Annotated in this window: 18 protein-coding genes; 15 read left to right on the plus strand and 3 right to left on the minus strand. The window is 71.9% G+C overall.

The genetic code is table 11. The features are described from left to right. Window positions 1-71: 71 nt before the first annotated feature. The 4 genes from KY498_RS14330 (at window position 72) to glmM (ending at window position 3,704) form a co-directional block, all read left to right on the plus strand. Window positions 72-1,010, plus strand: coding sequence for a UTP--glucose-1-phosphate uridylyltransferase (locus KY498_RS14330; RefSeq protein WP_060960311.1), 939 nt, complete (start codon window positions 72-74; stop codon window positions 1,008-1,010). Between the two features lie 372 nt (window positions 1,011-1,382). After that, entirely contained in the window at window positions 1,383-1,829 is a 447-nt protein-coding gene (gene rplM, locus KY498_RS14335) for a 50S ribosomal protein L13 (RefSeq protein WP_060960312.1), read from the plus strand. Between the two features lie 27 nt (window positions 1,830-1,856). Then, the gene (gene rpsI, locus KY498_RS14340; RefSeq protein WP_005050408.1) at window positions 1,857-2,354 is read left to right on the plus strand and encodes a 30S ribosomal protein S9; all 498 of its coding nucleotides are present in this window, start codon (window positions 1,857-1,859) and stop codon (window positions 2,352-2,354) included. 6 nt (window positions 2,355-2,360) lie between these two features. Beyond that, the gene (glmM, locus tag KY498_RS14345) at window positions 2,361-3,704 is read left to right on the plus strand and encodes a phosphoglucosamine mutase (RefSeq protein WP_191009041.1); all 1,344 of its coding nucleotides are present in this window, start codon (window positions 2,361-2,363) and stop codon (window positions 3,702-3,704) included. Window positions 3,705-3,978: 274 nt separating this feature from the next. Here glmM and KY498_RS14350 read toward each other — a convergent pair whose 3' ends face one another. Continuing rightward, window positions 3,979-4,920: a Ppx/GppA phosphatase family protein gene (locus KY498_RS14350; protein ID WP_060960315.1), complete on the minus strand. Its 942-nt coding sequence runs from the start codon at window positions 4,918-4,920 to the stop codon at window positions 3,979-3,981. Window positions 4,921-5,020: 100 nt separating this feature from the next. Here KY498_RS14350 and coaA point away from each other — a divergent pair, with 100 nt between their 5' ends. From coaA to KY498_RS14395, 9 genes are all read left to right on the plus strand, one after another. After that, window positions 5,021-5,968: a type I pantothenate kinase gene (gene coaA, locus KY498_RS14355; protein WP_060960316.1), complete on the plus strand. Its 948-nt coding sequence runs from the start codon at window positions 5,021-5,023 to the stop codon at window positions 5,966-5,968. 60 nt (window positions 5,969-6,028) lie between these two features. Further along, window positions 6,029-7,879, plus strand: a complete 1,851-nt coding sequence (glmS, locus tag KY498_RS14360; protein WP_101307271.1) for a glutamine--fructose-6-phosphate transaminase (isomerizing) — start codon at window positions 6,029-6,031, stop codon at window positions 7,877-7,879. Window positions 7,880-8,190: 311 nt separating this feature from the next. Beyond that, window positions 8,191-8,586, plus strand: a complete 396-nt coding sequence (locus tag KY498_RS14365; protein WP_191009040.1) for a holo-ACP synthase — start codon at window positions 8,191-8,193, stop codon at window positions 8,584-8,586. Beyond that, a complete protein-coding gene (gene alr / locus KY498_RS14370) occupies window positions 8,583-9,707 on the plus strand; it encodes an alanine racemase (protein ID WP_191009039.1) in 1,125 nt (374 codons plus the stop codon). Before KY498_RS14365 ends, alr begins: the two co-directional genes overlap by 4 nt. Next, window positions 9,704-10,207: a tRNA (adenosine(37)-N6)-threonylcarbamoyltransferase complex ATPase subunit type 1 TsaE gene (gene tsaE / locus KY498_RS14375; protein WP_060960320.1), complete on the plus strand. Its 504-nt coding sequence runs from the start codon at window positions 9,704-9,706 to the stop codon at window positions 10,205-10,207. The genes alr and tsaE overlap by 4 nt, the downstream gene beginning before the upstream one ends. 44 nt (window positions 10,208-10,251) lie before the next feature. Then, the gene (tsaB, locus tag KY498_RS14380; protein ID WP_219879418.1) at window positions 10,252-10,944 is read left to right on the plus strand and encodes a tRNA (adenosine(37)-N6)-threonylcarbamoyltransferase complex dimerization subunit type 1 TsaB; all 693 of its coding nucleotides are present in this window, start codon (window positions 10,252-10,254) and stop codon (window positions 10,942-10,944) included. Next, window positions 10,941-11,450 carry a ribosomal protein S18-alanine N-acetyltransferase gene (gene rimI, locus KY498_RS14385; protein WP_191009038.1) on the plus strand — a complete coding sequence of 170 codons (510 nt, stop codon included), beginning with the start codon at window positions 10,941-10,943 and terminating at the stop codon, window positions 11,448-11,450. Before tsaB ends, rimI begins: the two co-directional genes overlap by 4 nt. Next, a complete protein-coding gene (gene tsaD, locus KY498_RS14390) occupies window positions 11,447-12,502 on the plus strand; it encodes a tRNA (adenosine(37)-N6)-threonylcarbamoyltransferase complex transferase subunit TsaD (RefSeq protein WP_061781898.1) in 1,056 nt (351 codons plus the stop codon). The genes rimI and tsaD overlap by 4 nt, the downstream gene beginning before the upstream one ends. Continuing rightward, window positions 12,499-12,963 (plus strand): hypothetical protein, encoded by a 465-nt coding sequence (locus KY498_RS14395; protein WP_191009037.1) that lies wholly within the window; start codon window positions 12,499-12,501, stop codon window positions 12,961-12,963. The genes tsaD and KY498_RS14395 overlap by 4 nt, the downstream gene beginning before the upstream one ends. 16 nt (window positions 12,964-12,979) lie before the next feature. Here the strand turns inward: KY498_RS14395 and KY498_RS14400 are convergent, their stop codons facing one another. Both KY498_RS14400 and KY498_RS16605 read right to left on the minus strand, forming a co-directional pair. After that, window positions 12,980-14,176: a methyltransferase domain-containing protein gene (locus KY498_RS14400; RefSeq protein WP_191009036.1), complete on the minus strand. Its 1,197-nt coding sequence runs from the start codon at window positions 14,174-14,176 to the stop codon at window positions 12,980-12,982. Between the two features lie 23 nt (window positions 14,177-14,199). Then, entirely contained in the window at window positions 14,200-15,456 is a 1,257-nt protein-coding gene (locus tag KY498_RS16605) for a PHB depolymerase family esterase (RefSeq protein WP_191009035.1), read from the minus strand. 241 nt (window positions 15,457-15,697) lie between these two features. On the opposite strand from KY498_RS16605, the gene groES reads away from it, so the two are divergent. Together groES and rarD are read left to right on the plus strand one after the other, a co-directional pair. Then, complete coding sequence (groES, locus tag KY498_RS14410) at window positions 15,698-15,994, plus strand: co-chaperone GroES (RefSeq protein WP_005050391.1); 297 nt, start codon at window positions 15,698-15,700, stop codon at window positions 15,992-15,994. Window positions 15,995-16,192: 198 nt separating this feature from the next. Beyond that, complete coding sequence (gene rarD / locus KY498_RS14415) at window positions 16,193-17,125, plus strand: EamA family transporter RarD (RefSeq protein ID WP_060960325.1); 933 nt, start codon at window positions 16,193-16,195, stop codon at window positions 17,123-17,125. The last annotated feature ends 164 nt before the right edge of the window (window positions 17,126-17,289 follow it).

The following is a 17,289-nucleotide window of genomic DNA, read 5'->3' on the forward strand; positions in this document are numbered from 1 at the left end:
GCTATGCTCGCGATACGCGCGCGTCCCCGGACGCCTCGGAGCACACCCCCCTACGCCCCGCAGGAGATCGCATGTCCCCCCGTTACAAAGCCGTCATCCCCGCCGCCGGTCTCGGCACGAGGTTCCTTCCCGCCACCAAGGCGATGCCGAAGGAGATGCTCCCCGTCGTCGACAAGCCGGCCATCCAGTACGTCGTCGAGGAGGCGGTCGCCGCCGGCATCCGCGACGTGCTGATCATCGTCGGCCGCAACAAGAACAACATCGCCAACCACTTCGACTCGGTTCCCGAACTCGAGACGGCGCTGACGACGAAGGGCGACACGGCCAAGCTCGGCAAGGTCGCCCACTCCTCGCAGCTCGCCGACATCCACATCACGCGCCAGGGCGAGCCGCGCGGCCTCGGTCACGCCGTCTCCCGCGCCGCCTCGTACGTCGGCGACTGCTCCTTCGTCGTCATGCTCGGCGACGATCTGATCGACGAGCGCGACCCGCTGCTGCCGACCATGCTCGCGGTGCACGAGCGCACCGGCGGTGCGGTCGTCGCCCTGATGGAGGTCGACCCCGAACAGGTGCACCTCTACGGCGTGGCCACCGTCGGCGACCGCGACCCCGACGGCTCGTACCGGGTGCTCGATCTGGTCGAGAAGCCGTCCCGCGAGGAGGCGCCGTCGAACCTCGCGGTGATCGGCCGGTACGTGCTCGGCCCCGAGGTCTTCGGCGTGCTCGCGCACACCGCTCCCGGCAAGGGCGGCGAGATCCAGCTCACCGACGCCCTCCGCGAGCTCGCGGCCGACCCCGAGGGCCCCGGCGTCTACGGCGTCGTCTTCAGCGGTCGCCGGTACGACACGGGCGACCGGGTCGACTACATCAAGGCGATCCTGCAGCTGGCCGTGGACCGCGACGACCTCGGACCCGAGCTACGACCCTGGATCAAGCAGTTCGCAGCGGGCCTCGCGGCGACGGATGTTTCTCCGGCCGGGGCTACGGTGCAGAGCCCCTCCGCCCGGTAGGCTGGTTACCGATAAACGCGGCGCCGTCACCGGCGTCCGCTGAAGATCCCTCAGCCCCCGGTAGTGTCCCCACACGACCGGTTGGCGGTCGCCGACCCCCCGCGTGCGGCCGCCGCGACCGAGGGGCCCGGAGTATCCCTTCGGCCCCTCGGTCGCCCTTTTTCTCACGGCGCCCGTCGCACGGCCGGTTTTGTCGCGGCATCCGCATGGCGTAGACTCTCCCTTTGGTGCTCGCGCTGCCTGCGGCCGGCACCGCGAACGTGAGCCCTCCACTGGCGTGTTCCCCTGCATCGTGCACCGTCACCGCGCAGCGAACCACCCCGGAGCGGGATTCACGAACCTCTCCGTTCGAATCAAGAAAGCAGCACTACTGTGACGCGCACCTACACCCCCAAGGCCGGTGAAGTGACCCGTGAGTGGGTCGTCATCGACGCGACCGACGTCGTCCTCGGACGCCTCGCCTCGCACGCCGCCGCCATCCTCCGCGGCAAGCACAAGCCCACCTTCGCGAACCACATCGACACCGGTGACTTCGTCATCGTCGTCAACGCCGAGAAGGTCGCCCTCACGGGTCAGAAGCTCCAGAAGAAGATGGCCTACCGCCACTCGGGCTACCCGGGCGGCCTCACGGCCACCTCGTACGCCGAGCTCCTCGAGAAGAACCCGGTCCGCGCCGTCGAGAAGGCGATCCGCGGCATGCTCCCCAAGAACAGCCTGGGCCGCCAGCAGCTGTCGAAGCTGAAGGTCTACGTGGGCGCCGAGCACCCGCACGCGGCCCAGCAGCCCACCCCGTACACCTTCGGCCAGGTCGCCCAGTAAGCGCGCCGAGAGACATAAGGACAACTCATGGCGAAGATCGCTGACTCCATCGAAGAGAACACCCTCGACAACGCGGAGAGCTACACCACCGAGAGCGCCCCGGTCGAGGCCGCTGCCGCTCCCCGCCCGGTGCTGTCGGTTCCCGGTGCCGCCGTCGGCCGCCGCAAGCAGGCCATCGCGCGCGTCCGCCTCATCCCGGGCTCCGGCACCATCACGGTGAACGGTCGCACCCTCGAGGACTACTTCCCCAACAAGCTGCACCAGCAGCTCATCAACGACCCGTTCACGGTCCTCGACCTCGCCGGTGGCTACGACGTCATCGCGCGCATCTCCGGTGGTGGCCCCTCGGGCCAGGCCGGCGCGCTGCGCCTGGGCATCGCCCGTGCGCTCAACGAGATCGACGCCGAGAACAACCGCCCGACCCTGAAGAAGGCCGGCTTCCTCTCGCGCGACGCTCGCGTCAAGGAGCGCAAGAAGGCCGGTCTCAAGAAGGCCCGCAAGGCTCCGCAGTACTCGAAGCGCTAAAGCTTCATGGCGCTGTTCGGGACGGACGGTGTGCGGGGCCTGGCCAATGGCCCCCTCACCGCCGACCTCGCGCTCACCCTGGCCCAGGCGACTGCCGTCGTCCTGGGCCAGGGCCGTATCGCCGAGGCGCGCAAGGCCGCGGGAAAGCGGCTCACCGCCGTCATCGCGCGTGATCCCCGCGTGTCGGGCCAGTTCCTGTCCGCGGCGGTCGAGGCGGGTCTCGCCTCCTCCGGCGTCGACGTGCTCGATGCGGGAACGCTGCCCACGCCGGCCGCGGCCTACCTCATCGGCGACATCGACGCCGATTTCGGGGTCATGATCTCGGCGTCGCACAACCCCGCGCCCGACAACGGCATCAAGATCTTCGCGCGCGGCGGCGTCAAGCTCCCCGATCAGGTCGAGCGGCGCATCGAAGAGGCGATGACGGGCGAGAAGCTGCGTCCGACCGGCGGCGACGTCGGTCGTGTGGTGCGCTTCTCGGATGCCGAGGACCGCTACGCGATCCACCTGCTCGCCTCCCTTCCCCACCGCCTCGACGGCCTGCACGTCGTGCTCGACTGCGCGCACGGCGCGGCATCCGGGGTCTCGCCCGAGACGTTCCGCAACGCCGGAGCGAAGGTCACCGTCATCGGCGCAGACCCCGACGGCATCAACATCAACGACGGCTACGGCTCGACGCACATGGAGCGTCTCGCCGCGGAGGTCGTGCGCACCGGCGCCGACGTCGGTATCGCCCACGACGGCGACGCCGACCGCTGCCTCGCGGTGGATGCCGACGGCACCCTGGTGGACGGCGACCAGATCATGGCGATCCTCGCCGTGGCGATGAAGCGCGACGGGCGGTTGAAGAACGACACGCTCGTCGCGACCGTCATGAGCAACCTCGGACTGCACCGCGCGATGGCCGCACAGGGCATCGCCGTCGAGCAGACGGCGGTCGGTGACCGCTACGTCCTGGAGCGCATGAACGAGGGCGGCTACTCGCTCGGCGGCGAGCAGAGCGGGCACGTCATCATGAGCCGCTACGCGACCACCGGCGACGGGGTGCTGACGGGGCTGCACCTGTGCGCCGAGATGGCCCGCACGGGCCGGTCGCTCGCCGAGCTCGCCGCGGTGATGACCGTGTTCCCGCAGGTGCTGATCAACGTGCGCGGCGTCGAGCGCTCGCGCGCGACCGATGCGGACGTCCTGGCGGGCGTGCAGGTCGCCGAAGCGGCCCTCGGCGACAGCGGACGGGTGCTGATCCGGCCCTCCGGCACCGAGCAGATGGTGCGGGTGATGGTCGAAGCGGCCTCGCAGGAGGACGCCCAGCGCATCGCCGACGAGCTCGCGGACATCGTCCGCGGCTGAACGCCGTGGGCGCCGCACGTTAAGCGTCTGTTAAACGTCGCCGCAGCAGTGGCGCCGCGATCGGCGGCGACTCTACCCTGGGCGTGCACTCACATGCCCATTCCCCGCGCCCTGACCCGACAGGGACGGGGTGCGACGGGTTTGACGACTGGGGTGCGCGACCCCTCCGTCGATGTCCCCCCGCATCCCCCAGACGGAGGGGTCGCTCCCCCTCCGGCCCCGGGATGCCGCGCGCGGACGGCCGGGGAAGCTCCCGACCGGTCGATGCGCGGCGTCAGGCCGGTTCCTGCCAGCTCAGCGACTCGATGTACCGCAGCAGCACGCCCTCACGCAGGGCCCACGGGCTCACCTCGAGCTCGTCGACGTCCAGTGCGGTCATCGCGGTGTGCAGCACGACGGCCGCCGCGACGATCTGGAACGTGCGATCGGCGGTGATGCCGGGCAGCTCCTGCCGAGCGGATGCCGGGATGCGCGCGAGCCGCGGAATCCACGAGCCCAGCGCGCCGCGCGGCAGCAGCATCCGCTCGCTGCCGCTCCAGCCGGGGGCGGGATAGCCTGCGAGCTTGGCGAGGGAGCGGATCGCCTTGGACGATCCGACCACGTGATTCGGCCGCGGCTGGCCGGACATGAGCTCGGCGACGGGCGCCAGGACGCCGCGCGCGTGGTCGCGCAGCACCTCGACGGCATCCTCCCCGGGCGGGTCGTGCGGCAGGAACTCCACCGTCGACCGGCCGGCTCCCAGCGGCACGGAGGCGGCGACGTCCGGCAGTTCGTCGGCGCCCGAGGCCACCTCGAGCGATCCGCCGCCGATGTCGAAGAGCAGGATCTGGCCGGCCGACCAGCCGAACCAGCGACGCACGGCGAGGAAGGTGAAACGGGCCTCGGACTCGCCGCCGAGCACCTGCAGCTCCTGTCCGAGCGCCGCCTCGATCCGGGCGATCACGTCGGCGCCGTTGGCGGCCTCGCGCACGGCGCTCGTCGCGGTGGCGAGCAGCTCGACGACGTTCTCGGCCTGGGCGACCGCGCGCGCCTGGGTGACGGCATCCACCAGCGCCGTCACGCCCGTCTCGCTGATCGATCCGTCGGGCTCGAGGTAGCGCATCAGGCGCAGCACCGTGCGTTGGCTCGTGGTGGCCTGGGGGCGTCCTCCGGGGTGGACATCGGCGACGAGCAGGTGGACGGTGTTCGAGCCGATGTCGAGGACTCCGAGACGCATGCGTTCAGCGTATCCACAGATGGGTTCCGCGCCGTCACAGCCGACGCGGGCCCGGCATCCCCTCGCGGGGCGGAGCCGCCGCATGGATAGAGTAGGCCCGATGTCCACCGAAGACGAGACGACTGCCATCGACTCGCTGTACCGCGAGATCGACCGTTCCGAGTGGGCCCGGCTGGCGGCCGGCATCCCCACCCCCCTCAGTGAGACCGAGGTCGTGCAGTTGCGCGGCATCGGCGACCGGTTGGACCTCGCCGAGGTGCGCGAGGTGTACCTCCCGCTCAGCCGACTGCTGAGCACCTACGCCGAGAACACCAAGCGGCTGGGCGCCGAGACCGCGGCGTTCCTGGGCGAGCCCGACTCCACGACGCCGTTCGTGGTCGCCGTCGCCGGCTCGGTGGCCGTGGGCAAGTCGACCATCGCGCGGCTGCTGCGCGAGCTGATGAGCCGCTGGCCCGGCACACCGCGCGTCGAGCTGGTCACGACGGACGGCTTCCTCTACTCCAACGCCGAGCTCGAGCGGCGCGGGCTGATGGCCCGCAAGGGGTTCCCCGAGTCGTACGACCGGCGCGCCCTTGTCAGCTTCCTCACCGAGGTCAAGTCGGGTGCGGCGGAGGTGCGGGCGCCGTTCTACTCCCACGTGCGGTACGACATCGTCCCGGACGCCCACGTCACCGTCCGCCGCCCGGACGTCGTGATCGTCGAGGGGCTGAACGTGCTCTCGCCGCCCCCGACGCCGAACGACGTCGCCGTCAGCGACCTGTTCGACTTCTCGATCTACGTGGATGCCGACGAGGCCGACATCGCGCAGTGGTACGTCGACCGGTTCCTGGCCCTGCGGCGCGGCGCCTTCAGCAACCCCCACTCGTTCTTCAAGGTGTTCGCGGAGCTGTCCGACGAGGAGGCGGTGACCACGGCGCTCGGCTACTGGAACGACATCAACCTGCCGAACCTCCGCGAGAACGTCGCGCCCACGCGGCATCGGGCGACCCTCGTGCTGAAGAAGGCGGCGGCGCACGCCGTCGAGTCGGTGCGGCTGCGCAAACTCTGAGCGCAATCTCACGGCGTTTGTGAGGGATCCGCGCAAATACCCGGACCTAGCATGGACCCCATGTGTGGAATCGTCGGATACGTGGGCCCGCGCGACAGCCAGGCCATCCTCCTGTCCGGGCTCGCCCGCCTCGAGTACCGCGGCTACGACTCCGCCGGCATCGCCGTGATCGACGGTCAGGGCGATCTCGACATGCGCAAGCGCGCCGGCAAGCTCCAGGTGCTGCGCGACGACCTCGCCGCCCACCCCATGCCCGACGGCACCACCGGCATCGGCCACACGCGCTGGGCGACCCACGGCGGCCCGACCGACGCGAACGCGCATCCGCATCTGGCCGACGACGACAAGCTCGCCGTCATCCACAACGGCATCATCGAGAACTTCTCCGAGCTCAAGGCCGAGCTGCTCAGCGAGGGCTTCACGTTCCGCTCCGAGACCGACACCGAGGTCGCGGCGGTCCTCCTCGGCCGCGAGTACCAGGCCTCGGGCGACCTCGTCGCCGCGTTCCGCACGGTCGTCGCGCGCCTGGAGGGGGCGTTCACCCTGCTCGCGATGCACCGCGACCAGCCGGGACTCGTCGTCGGCGCCCGCCGCAACTCGCCGCTGGTCATCGGCCTCGGCGACGGGGAGAACTTCCTCGGATCCGACGTCGCGGCCTTCGTGGAGCACACCCGCAACGCCCTCGCGATCGGGCAGGACGAGATCGTGGCGATCACCCCGGCCGGCGTCGAGGTGACCGACTTCGCCGGCGCGCCCGTCGAGGTGGAGCCCTTCGAGGTCGTCTGGGACGCCTCGGCCGCAGAGAAGGGCGGCTGGTCGTCGTTCATGGCCAAGGAGGTCTCCGAGGAGCCCGAGGCCGTCGCGAACACCATCCGCGGGCGCCTCCACGACGCCGCCGTGACCATCCCCGAGCTGGACGGCATGGACGAGCTGTTCACCGGCATCCGTCGCATCGTCGTCATCGCGTGCGGCACCGCCGCGTACGCGGGCCAGACCGGCAAGTACGCGCTCGAGCAGTGGACGCGCATCCCCGTCGACGTCGAGCTCGCACACGAGTTCCGCTACCGCGATCCGGTGATCGGCGAGGACACCCTCGTCGTCTCGATCAGCCAGTCCGGCGAGACGATGGACACGCTCATGGCGGTCAAGTACGCGCGCGAGCACGGCGCGAAGACGCTGTCGATCTGCAACACGCAGGGCGCGACGATTCCGCGCGAGTCGGATGCCGTGATCTACACGCACGCCGGACCCGAGGTGGCCGTGGCATCCACCAAGGCCTTCGTCGCCCAGATCACCGCGCTGTACCTGCTCGCGCTGCACGTCGCGCGCGTGCGCGGCACCATCTCGCACGCCGAGCAGGCGCTGCACGTGCGCGAGCTGGAGGCCGTCCCCGGCAAGATCCAGCGCGTGCTCGACGAGGAGCAGGCGCACATCGAGCAGTTCTCGCGCTGGATGGCCGACACGCAGTCGGTGCTCTTCCTCGGCCGTCACGTCGGTTACCCGATCGCCCTCGAGGGTGCGCTGAAGCTCAAGGAGATCAGCTACATCCACGCCGAGGGCTTCGCCGCCGGCGAGCTCAAGCACGGCCCGATCGCGCTCATCGAGCCCGGCCAGCCCGTGTTCGTCATCGTGCCGTCGCCGCGCGAGTCGGCCGAGCTGCACAAGAAGGTGGTCTCCAACATCCAGGAGATCCGCGCTCGCGGCGCCCGCGTGATCGTCGTCGCCGAAGAGGGGGATGCCGCGGTGCTCCCGTTCGCCGACGAGGTGCTGCGCATCCCGCTCGCCGGGCCCCTGTTCGAGCCGCTGCTGGCCGTCGTGCCGCTGCACGTGTTCGCGATGGGCCTCGCCACGGCGAAGGGCCTGGACGTCGACCAGCCGCGCAACCTCGCGAAGTCCGTCACGGTCGAGTAACCCTCGCGCCTCGCGCCGCCGCGCGCCTCGCGCCGCACCGCGAGACGCATCTTGCGTGCCGAGAAACCACTCCGTGGCGGGTTTCTCGGCACGGGAGTGGTTTCTCGGGAGCGCGGGCGCGGGCAGGCCGGCCGCGGCGATCGGGATGCGGCGCCAGTAGGCTGGCGGGGGCGCGGGCGACGCGGCGTCGACCACAACGCCGCCGAGCAGAACAGGTCGACCACCACGCCGTCGAGCAGAACAGGTCGACCACGACGCCGCCGAGCAAAACAGGTCGACCACCACGCCGCCGAGCAGAACAGGGGGATGCCGTGATCATCGGAATCGGCGTCGACCTCGTCGACATCCCGCGTTTCGAGCGGTCGCTGGAGCGCACGCCGCGACTGCGCGAGCGCCTCTTCGCGCCCGCGGAGCGTCGCCTGAAACCGCACTCGCTCGCCGCGCGCTACGCGGCGAAGGAGGCGCTGATCAAGGCGCTCGGCGGCTCGGACGGCGTGCACTGGACCGACATCGAGGTCGCGAGCGAGCCCTCGGGACGCCCCGTCTTCGCGCTCAGCGGCGACACCGCCGCGACGGTCACCGCCCGCGGCATCGGCATGATCCACCTCTCGCTCAGCCATGACGCCGGACTGGCCGCGGCCTACGTCGTCGCCGAGTCCGCGGTGGGCGGCGGGCCGATCATCCGCGACATCGAGGGGGACGCGTGAGCCGACTTCCGGAGGGCGTGCTGCGCGAAGCGCTCATCGACACGTCCGCGATCAGCGCGAACGTGCGTCATCTGCGACAGCTGACGGCATCCGAGGTCATCGCCGTCGTCAAGGCCGACGGGTACGGGCACGGCGCGGTCCGCTCGGCCCGCGCCGCCCTCGACGGCGGCGCGCGGCGCATCGGAGTCTCGGACATCGACGAGGCGCTCGCGCTGCGACGCGCCGGCATCGACGCCCCGATCCTGGCGTGGCTGCACGCCCCCGGAGCCCGCTTCGCCGAGGCCGCCGGCCGCGGTATCGAGCTGGGTGTGTCGAGCCTCGACCAGCTGCAGGCCGCGGCGGCCGCGGCATCCGGCGACCGTCCCGTCGGCGTGCACCTCAAGCTCGAGACGGGCCTCGGCCGCAACGGTCTGGCTCCGGCCGCCTACGCCACCGCCTTCGCGGAAGCCGCACGGCTCGAGCGCATCGGGCGGCTGCGCGTCATCGGGATCTTCAGCCACCTCTCCAACGCGTCGGCCGACGACGACCGTGCCGCGATCGGGCGGTTCACCGACGCGCTCGCGCTCGCGGCATCCCACGGCCTCGCCCCGCAGCTGCGACACATCGCCGCCTCGCACGCGGCGATCGCCCTTCCGCAGTCGCGCTTCGGCTGTGTGCGGCTCGGCGTGTCGATCTACGGGCTGTCGCCGTTCCCCGAGCGCACATCGGCCGACCTGGGCCTTCGTCCCGCGATGACGCTGCGCGCGGCCGTCGCCGCCGTCCGCCGGGTGCCGGCCGGGCAGGGCGTCTCGTACGGATACCGTCACCGCACCGCGCAGGAGTCCACGCTGGCGCTCGTGCCGGCGGGGTACGCCGACGGGGTCCCGCGCGCCGCCTCGGGCGGGGCGGCCGTGCGCATCGGCGGCGAGGTGTTCCCGGTCGCGGGCCGGATCGCGATGGACCAGTTCGTCGTCGACGTCGGCGATCATCCGGTCGCGGTCGGCGATGAGGTGGTGCTGTTCGGCGATCCGACCCTCGGCGCCCCGCCGGTGGAGGCGTGGGCGGATGCCGCGGGCACCATCAACTACGAGATCGTGACGCGCATCGGCCCGCGCGTGCCGCGGCGGGAGGGGAGCGCATGAGCGGACTGGACGGATTCCTCGGCGAGCGTGAGGTCGCATCGCCCGCGGACATGGAGGACCTCGGACGCTCCTTCGGAGCGGCCCTGCGCGCGGGAGACCTGGTCGTGCTGACGGGGCCGCTGGGGGCGGGCAAGACCACCCTCACCCGCGGCATCGCCGCGTCCCTCGGGGTGCGCGGACGCGTGCAGAGTCCGACGTTCGTCATCGCGCGGACCCATCCGTCGCTGGGTGACGGCCCCGCCCTCGTCCACGTGGACGCGTATCGTCTCGGCACCGACGGCGAGCTCGACGACCTCGACATCGACTTCGAGAACGCCGTGGTCATCGCCGAGTGGGCGGCGCCCTTCGCGGATGCCGTGGCGGATCGCTGGTGGGAGGTCGAGATCGACCGCGGCTGGAGCGGCACCGGGGTGGACAACGCCTGCGGCACGGCCGGCCCGCATGCGGCCGCGATGGAGGACGCCGCTCCGCGCCTCGTCCGCATCACCCGCCACGGCTGAGCCGTCCTGCCCGCCGGCGCGCGCACCCCGACTACCCTGGAACGGTGATCCTCGGCATCGACACCTCGCTCGGCACCGCCGTCGGCATCGTCGATCCCGACGGGGCCGTGCGGGCGGAGAGTGCAAGCGCGAACCCGCTCGGCCATGCCGAGGTCATCGGCGACCTGCTGCGGCAGGCGCTCGTCGAGGCCGAACGCGGTCCGCTCGGTCAGACCGGCGTGAGCGAGCCGGTCGTGCTCACCCACGTCGCGGTGGGCATGGGTCCGGGACCCTTCACGGGGCTGCGGGTCGGCATCGCCGCGGCGCGGGCCTTCGCCCTGGCCCGGGAGCTGCCGGTGGTCGCCGTGCCCAGCCACGACGCCGCCGCTCTCGAGATCCTTCTGGCCACCGCCCTGGTCGACCCGTTCGCCGAGCCGGAGCGGTTCGCCGTCGTCACGGACGCCCGCCGGCGCGAGGTCGCGTACTCGGTGTACGAGGGGGTGGATGCCGACGGCATCCCGATCCGCACCGACGGCCCCGCCCTCAGCCCCCGCGCCGACATCGACGACCTCCTCGCCCGCACCGGCGCGGTGCGACGCGACGTCGCGGCGGTCAGCGCGGCCGTGCTCGCCGTGCTCGCGGCGCGCGCGGTGGCCGCCGGGCGGACCCTCGCCGGTCCCGAGCCGCTGTATCTGCGCGCTCCCGACGTCACCCTCCCGCGCAGCGCCGCCGCCCGTCCGCCGGGGGCGGCCGGATGAGCCTGCGACCCGCGGCGGCCGACGACCTTCCCGCCATCATGGAGCTGGAGCGCGCCTCGTTCCCGACCGACGCGTGGAGCGCGGCGATGATGCGCGAGGAGCTCGCGTCGCCGCATGCGCGCTACCTCGTCGACGTCGAGGGCGGCCGGCTCGTCGGCTACGGCGGGGTGCGCGCCGTCGCGCGCGCGGCCGACGCCGACATCCAGACGATCGCGATCGCCGCGGCATCCCGTGGACGGGGCCGGGGACGCCTGCTGCTGCGCGCCCTGCTCGACGCGGCGCGCGAGCGCGGCGCCCGCGAGGTGTTCCTCGAGGTGCGCGCCGACAACCCGACGGCGTCCGCGCTGTACCTCTCCGAGGGCTTCATCGAGATCGCCCGCCGTCCCCGCTACTACCAGCCCGACGACGTGGACGCCGTCGTCATGAAGCTCGACCTCGCGGGGTGGGCCGCCGCCCGCACCGCGGCGGCGGGCGCCACCTCGACGGATGCGGGAGCGTGCTCGTGACGGCCACCGAACCCCTCGTGCTCGGCATCGAGACGAGCTGCGACGAGACCGGCATCGGCATCGTGCGCGGCCGCACCCTGTTGAGCAACACGATCGCGAGCTCCATGGACGAGCACGCCCGCTACGGCGGCGTCGTGCCGGAGGTCGCCGCCCGCGCCCACCTGGAGGCGCTGCAGCCCGCGATCGACGCCGCGGTCGCGGAGGCGGGGATCGCCCTGTCCGACCTCGACGCGGTCGCCGTCACGAGCGGACCGGGCCTGGCCGGCGCGCTCATGGTCGGCATCGGCGCGGCGAAGGCGCTCGCCGTCGGGCTGGACAAGCCCCTGTACGCCGTCAACCACCTCGTGGGCCACATCGCCGCCGACCTGTTGACCGGCGACGACGTGGAGTACCCGACGATCGCGCTCCTCGTCAGCGGCGGTCACACCTCTCTGCTGCTCGTGCGCGACCTCGTGTCGGACGTCGAGCTGCTCGGCGAGACGCTGGACGACGCGGCGGGGGAGGCCTTCGACAAGATCGCGCGCATCCTCGGGCTGCCCTATCCCGGCGGCCCGGAGATCGATCGCGCCGCGGCCACCGGAGACCCGGCGGCGATCCGGTTCCCGCGAGGGCTGTCGCGTGCGTCGGACATGGCTGCGCACCGCTACGACTTCTCGTTCTCCGGGTTGAAGACGGCCGTCGCGCGATGGGTCGAGCAGGCCGAGGCCGACGGGCGGGCACCCGACGTGTCCGACGTCGCCGCCTCGTTCCGCGAAGCGGTCGTCGACGTGCTCGTCACGAAAGCGCTCGACGCGTGCGCGCGTCACGACGTGCCGCGGCTGCTCCTCGGCGGCGGGGTCATCGCGAACCGGCGCCTGCGCGAGGTCGCGCTGACGCGCGCGGCGGAGGCCGGCGTCGCGGTGCGCATCCCGCCGCTCAGCCTGTGCACCGACAACGGAGCGATGATCGCCGCGCTGGCTGCAGAGCTCATCGCTCACGGACGCCCGGCCTCGCACCTCGGCTTCGGTGCGGACTCGACCCTGCCCGTGACCGAGATCCAGGTGGCCGGATGAGCGACGAGCGTACCCCCGCACCTCCGCCCGAGCCGCGCGTCGAGGCGCCCTCCGACGACGTGGCGCCCGCGGCGACCGCGGCGCTCCCCGGCGAGCACCGGGGCGGCTTCCAGCGCGAGTTCACCCAACCCGTGCCGCTGGCGACGCCCGTGGCCGCGGGGGAGGGGGAGTCGAGTTGGATGCCCGAGCCCGAGGTGCGCTGGGCACCGCCGCCCGAGGTCCTGCCGCGCAGCGCCCCGTGGGCGCTCACCTTCGCCGTGCTGGGCCTCATCGTCTCGATGCTCGTGGGGTGGGGCTTCCTCATCGGCCTCGTCGGCGCGGTGCTGGCGATCGTGGCGATTCGCCGGCCGTGGGAGAGTCGCGCCGTCGCGGTGTGGGCACTCTGTCTGAGCCTGCTCTCGCTCGCCTACAGTGCGGGATGGCTGTGGTGGGCTTCCACCCAGGGGCCTCTGTTCGGCTGACGGCGCCGCCGTGGGGTCACACCCGGTCGGCGAGCACCGCCACCCGTGACGTCCCCGCGCGGGTGAGGATGAGGGTGGCCGTGCCGGGGCCGCGCAGCTTCAGCTTCGTGCGGAGTGCGGCCGGGTCGACGTCGACGCCCCGCTTCTTGATCTCGAGCGTGCCGATCTCGCGCTCGCGCAGTGCGCGGGCGAGCGCCTTGACATCGGTCGGCAGCTGCTCGCGGACGCGGAAGGTCTGCACGAAGGGGCTCGTGGCCTCGGCATCCGAGGTGAGGTAGGCGATGCCCGGGGCGAGCATGCCGGCGTCGAGCCGGCGCGCGACCTCCCCGATGAGCCGGGCACGGATGACGGCGCCCTCGGGCTCGTGGATGAATCTGCCGAGCGGGCGCACTTCGGCGTCGGGCGCGTCCGCGTCGGCCGTCAGCTCGGAGGCGGCGCCCGCGCGGAGGACGAGGGCGGCCCGCCGCACCCCCGGGCGGGCCAGCGCGCCCGTCCAGAGGACGAGCTCGATCGTCGACCCGTCGACGCTGATCCACTGGGCCTCCACTCCGGCGGGATCGTCCGGGATGAGGGCGCGGTCGAAGGCGGGCCCGAGTTTGATGCCCGCGGGCATCCGCGCGGCCAGCGGGAACACCCAGTCCAGCGACGGCGACCAGTCGGCCGCGCCGAGCCGGGCGGTCTCGGCGTGTCCCGCCGTGCGCCGAGCGGGATCGAGCCAGACGGCGTCGATGCCGTCGAGCGGCACCTCCTCGGCACGGGCGTGGCGCACCGTCGCCGCGTCGCCGAAGGGCGCGAGGTTGTAGGCGGCGAGGGCGGCGGTGGTCTCGTCGGCGTCGACGGCCAGCACCTCCAGCCCGATGCCGGCCAGGGCGAGCGCGTCGCCGCCGATGCCGCATCCGAGGTCGGCCACGCGCCGTACGCCCGCATCGCGGAAGCGGCCGGCGTGACGGGCGGCGATCGACAGCCGCGTCGCCTGCTCCAGCCCCGCCCTCGTGAACAGCATGCGGTCGGCGAACTCGCCGAACTTGGCGCGGGCGCGGGTGCGCAGCCGCGCCTGGCCGACGGCGGCCGAGACCAGCTCGGGCGACAGCCCCGCGGCGCGCAGCCGTGAGACCGTGCGGGCGACGTCGTCGGCGGAATCGATCGCGCCGAGCTCATCGACCAGCCGCAGACCGTCGGCGGTCAGCAGGGCGGTGAGCTCGGCGCGTTCCATCCGGCCAGCCTATGCGGGTCGGCTCAGCAGCCGGCCACCTTGGTCCACCGCGTCGCCGACACCTGCTGCAGGCTCGTCACGGTCGCATCCCCCTGTCCCAGGTAGTCGAGGCTCCCGACCGCGTAGTACGGGTTGTAGGGGTTGGTGCCGTAGCTCGTGGCGCGGCCCGCCGCCTTGTGGTCCGCGTTGGACGCGGTCACACAGCCCGCCGGCGCGGTCGGCGTCGACGTGGGCGTCGGAGTGGAGGTAGGGGTGGGCGTGGGGGTGGGCGTCGGAGTGCCCGAGCGGTCGACGCGTCGGTTGTTCTGGAAGAAGAAGCCCGTGACGTAGGCCGGGTAGTCGATGCTGTTCGTCGACACGTACGATCCGCCCGGGCCGCCGCCCGCGGGCCAGTTGTGTCCGAGCCCGGTGTTCTGGATCAGCGAGACACGGGGACCCGCGGCATCCGCGTAGAGCGTGCCCGAGCCCGCGGTGTTCGTTCCGGCGAGACCGGTGAGCGCGAACGTCGAGGTCGACCCGGCGCCGTAGATGCCCGCCATGATCTGCGCGTTCAGCGTGTTGTAGCCGGGAGCGACCGTCGTGTCGTTCGACCCGTAGACCACCGAGGTCAGTTGCGTCGCGAAGGCTCCGGATGCCGAGCCGGCGAACGTCGTGCAGGTGTTCCGGCCCTGGGCCTGCGACACGGCGACGCTGCCGATCTGACCGGACGTGGTGCCGACGGTGGGCCCGGCGTTGATGCCGATGCCCGCGAACACGTCGGGGGCGAGGCAGCCCATCACCATCGTCTCGCCGCCGCCCGACGACAGTCCCGACAGGTACACCTGCGCCGCGTCGATGCCCAGGGTGCCGCGTGCGGTGAGGGTGGAGACGAGGGCGAGGAGGTTGTCGTCGTGGCGGGCGGGGGAGGTGCGCGAGTGGTTCGCGTCGTAGTAGTCCCAGCAGCCCAGCACGACGCCGCCGTTGGGGGCGTCGGGCAGGGCGACGACCATGCCGTACCTCTCGGCGGTCGCCGCCCAGTTGCCGGCCGTCTGCAGGGTGGAGGCCGTCTGGACGCAGCCGTGCAGACTGACCATGAGGGCGCGACCGGCGCCGAGCGTCGGCGCGCTCGCCGGCGTGTAGAGGCGCACGTTCATGCCGGCGATCGACTCGGTGGTCCACGACCCGGTCGCCGCCGTGGCGGGTGTCGCCAGCGGCCCGGCGAGCAGTCCGGCGGCCGCGAGTGCGGCGGCCGTCAGCATCGCCGCCACGGCGCGGCGTCGGGGGATGCGGGGGGATGTCATCGGTCTGCTCCGATCCGGCTCCCGCCTTCGACCGGGCACCATTGCCCGGCGGTCCCGGCTCAGGGGAGCCCAGAGCCGATGTTAGGTGAAACATGATTCATGTAACAGGGGGGTTCCGTGTCGCACGGTTGGCACTCGCGTTGCACGAGTGCCAACTCCGCCCTAGACTTCTGTTAGCACTCCACCCCTGTGGGTGCTAACGAGTCTTGAAGCATCACGCCCAGCAAGAAAGAGGTAGACCGTGTCGGTTTCCATCAAGCCGCTCGAGGACCGCATCGTCATCAAGCAGGTCGAGGCTGAGCAGGTCACGTCCAGTGGCCTCGTCATCCCCGACACCGCCAAGGAGAAGCCCCAGGAGGGCGAGGTCGTGGCCGTGGGCCCCGGCCGCATCGACGACAACGGCAACCGCGTCCCGCTCGACGTCGCCGTCGGCGACCGCGTCATCTACAGCAAGTACGGCGGCACCGAGGTGAAGTTCGGCGGCGACGAGTTCCTCGTCCTGTCCGCTCGCGACGTGCTGGCGGTCGTCGTCCGCTGACGATTCGCACAGAAGGGCCCGGATGCCACGGCATCCGGGCCCTTCTGCATCCCCTCGCGAGCCGCTACACCCCGGTCGAGCCGCCACGGCCCGTCCCGTCCGAAATGTGGCGGCTCGCACAGAACATGGCGGTTCGCGCACGCTGAACGGCAGGATGCCGCGGCATCCGAGTGTCAGGACCGTCGTAGGCTTTGTCTCATGACACCCGCCGACACCGCACGCGAAGAGCGGCTCGGCGGGATCTATGCCTTCGCGGCCTACTTCCTGTGGGGCTTCATGCCCCTCTATTTCCTGACGCTCGCCCCGATCGGGCCGTGGGAGATCGTCGTCTGGCGCATCCTCTTCTCGCTGCTGTTCTGCGCGGTGCTGCTGACGGTCACGCGCACCTGGGGCAAGCTGTTCGCGATCCTGCGCGACCGCCGTCTCGTGTTCTGGACCATCGTGGCGGGTCTGCTGATCTACGTGAACTGGCAGGTCTTCCTCATCGGCATCCTCACCGGGCACGTCATCGAGGGCAGCCTGGGCTACTTCATCAACCCGATCGTGACCGTCCTGCTGGGTGTCATCGTGCTGAAGGAGCGCCTGCGCACCGCGCAGTGGGTCGCCATCGGTTTCGCCGGCCTCGCGGTGATCGTCATCATCGTCGCGTACGGCTCCTTCCCCTGGATCGCCCTCACCCTCGCCGCCAGCTTCGGCGCCTACGGGCTCGTCAAGAAGCAGATCGGTCCGCGCGTCGACGCGATCAGCGGTCTCACGCTCGAGTCCCTCTGGCTCACCCCGATCGCGCTCATCCAGCTCGTCGTCGTCGCGAGCACGACCGGTCTCGTCTTCGGCACCCAGGGAGCCGGCCACACCGTGCTGGTCACCCTCGCCGGCGTCGTGACAGCCGTGCCGCTGCTGCTGTTCGCCAGCGGCGCCCGCCGTGCCCCGCTCACCGTCATCGGCCTGCTCCAGTTCGTCGCGCCGATCCTGCAGTTCATCACCGGCGCGTGGATCCTCCAGGAGCCGATGCCGCTGGAGCGGTGGATCGGGTTCGGACTCGTCTGGGTGGCGCTCATCGTCCTCAGCGCCGACTCGCTGATCGCCGGGCGGCGCGCCCGCGGCGCGGCCGACGTCGTCGATCTGGTCTGAGCCCACCGCGCGGCCCACCGCGAGACCCGCCGCGCGGCCCGCCGCGACCGTTATCGCACCGTGACCGTTCCGTTTCACACCGTTAACGCATCGCAACAATCCGGACGCGACCAGGCCGTTAGGTTTGACCCACTGGGGAGGCTCCCGAGCTCGCCCCGTGTCAA

The sequence above is a fragment of the Microbacterium sp. PAMC21962 genome (genome assembly GCF_019443465.1).
Taxonomy (GTDB): Bacteria; Actinomycetota; Actinomycetes; order Actinomycetales; family Microbacteriaceae; genus Microbacterium; species Microbacterium hominis.

Coding starts and splice junctions, on each gene's coding strand:
- tsaE (WP_060960320.1), top strand. CDS start 9,704: ATGAGCGGACTGGACGGATTCCTCGGCGAGCGTGAGGTCGCATCGCCC.
- KY498_RS14395 (WP_191009037.1), top strand. CDS start 12,499: ATGAGCGACGAGCGTACCCCCGCACCTCCGCCCGAGCCGCGCGTCGAG.
- rpsI (WP_005050408.1), top strand. CDS start 1,857: ATGGCGAAGATCGCTGACTCCATCGAAGAGAACACCCTCGACAACGCG.
- coaA (WP_060960316.1), top strand. CDS start 5,021: ATGTCCACCGAAGACGAGACGACTGCCATCGACTCGCTGTACCGCGAG.
- glmS (WP_101307271.1), top strand. CDS start 6,029: ATGTGTGGAATCGTCGGATACGTGGGCCCGCGCGACAGCCAGGCCATC.
- rarD (WP_060960325.1), top strand. CDS start 16,193: ATGACACCCGCCGACACCGCACGCGAAGAGCGGCTCGGCGGGATCTAT.
- KY498_RS14350 (WP_060960315.1), bottom strand. CDS start 4,920: ATGCGTCTCGGAGTCCTCGACATCGGCTCGAACACCGTCCACCTGCTC.
- KY498_RS14330 (WP_060960311.1), top strand. CDS start 72: ATGTCCCCCCGTTACAAAGCCGTCATCCCCGCCGCCGGTCTCGGCACG.
- rimI (WP_191009038.1), top strand. CDS start 10,941: ATGAGCCTGCGACCCGCGGCGGCCGACGACCTTCCCGCCATCATGGAG.
- KY498_RS16605 (WP_191009035.1), bottom strand. CDS start 15,456: ATGACATCCCCCCGCATCCCCCGACGCCGCGCCGTGGCGGCGATGCTG.
- KY498_RS14400 (WP_191009036.1), bottom strand. CDS start 14,176: ATGGAACGCGCCGAGCTCACCGCCCTGCTGACCGCCGACGGTCTGCGG.
- glmM (WP_191009041.1), top strand. CDS start 2,361: ATGGCGCTGTTCGGGACGGACGGTGTGCGGGGCCTGGCCAATGGCCCC.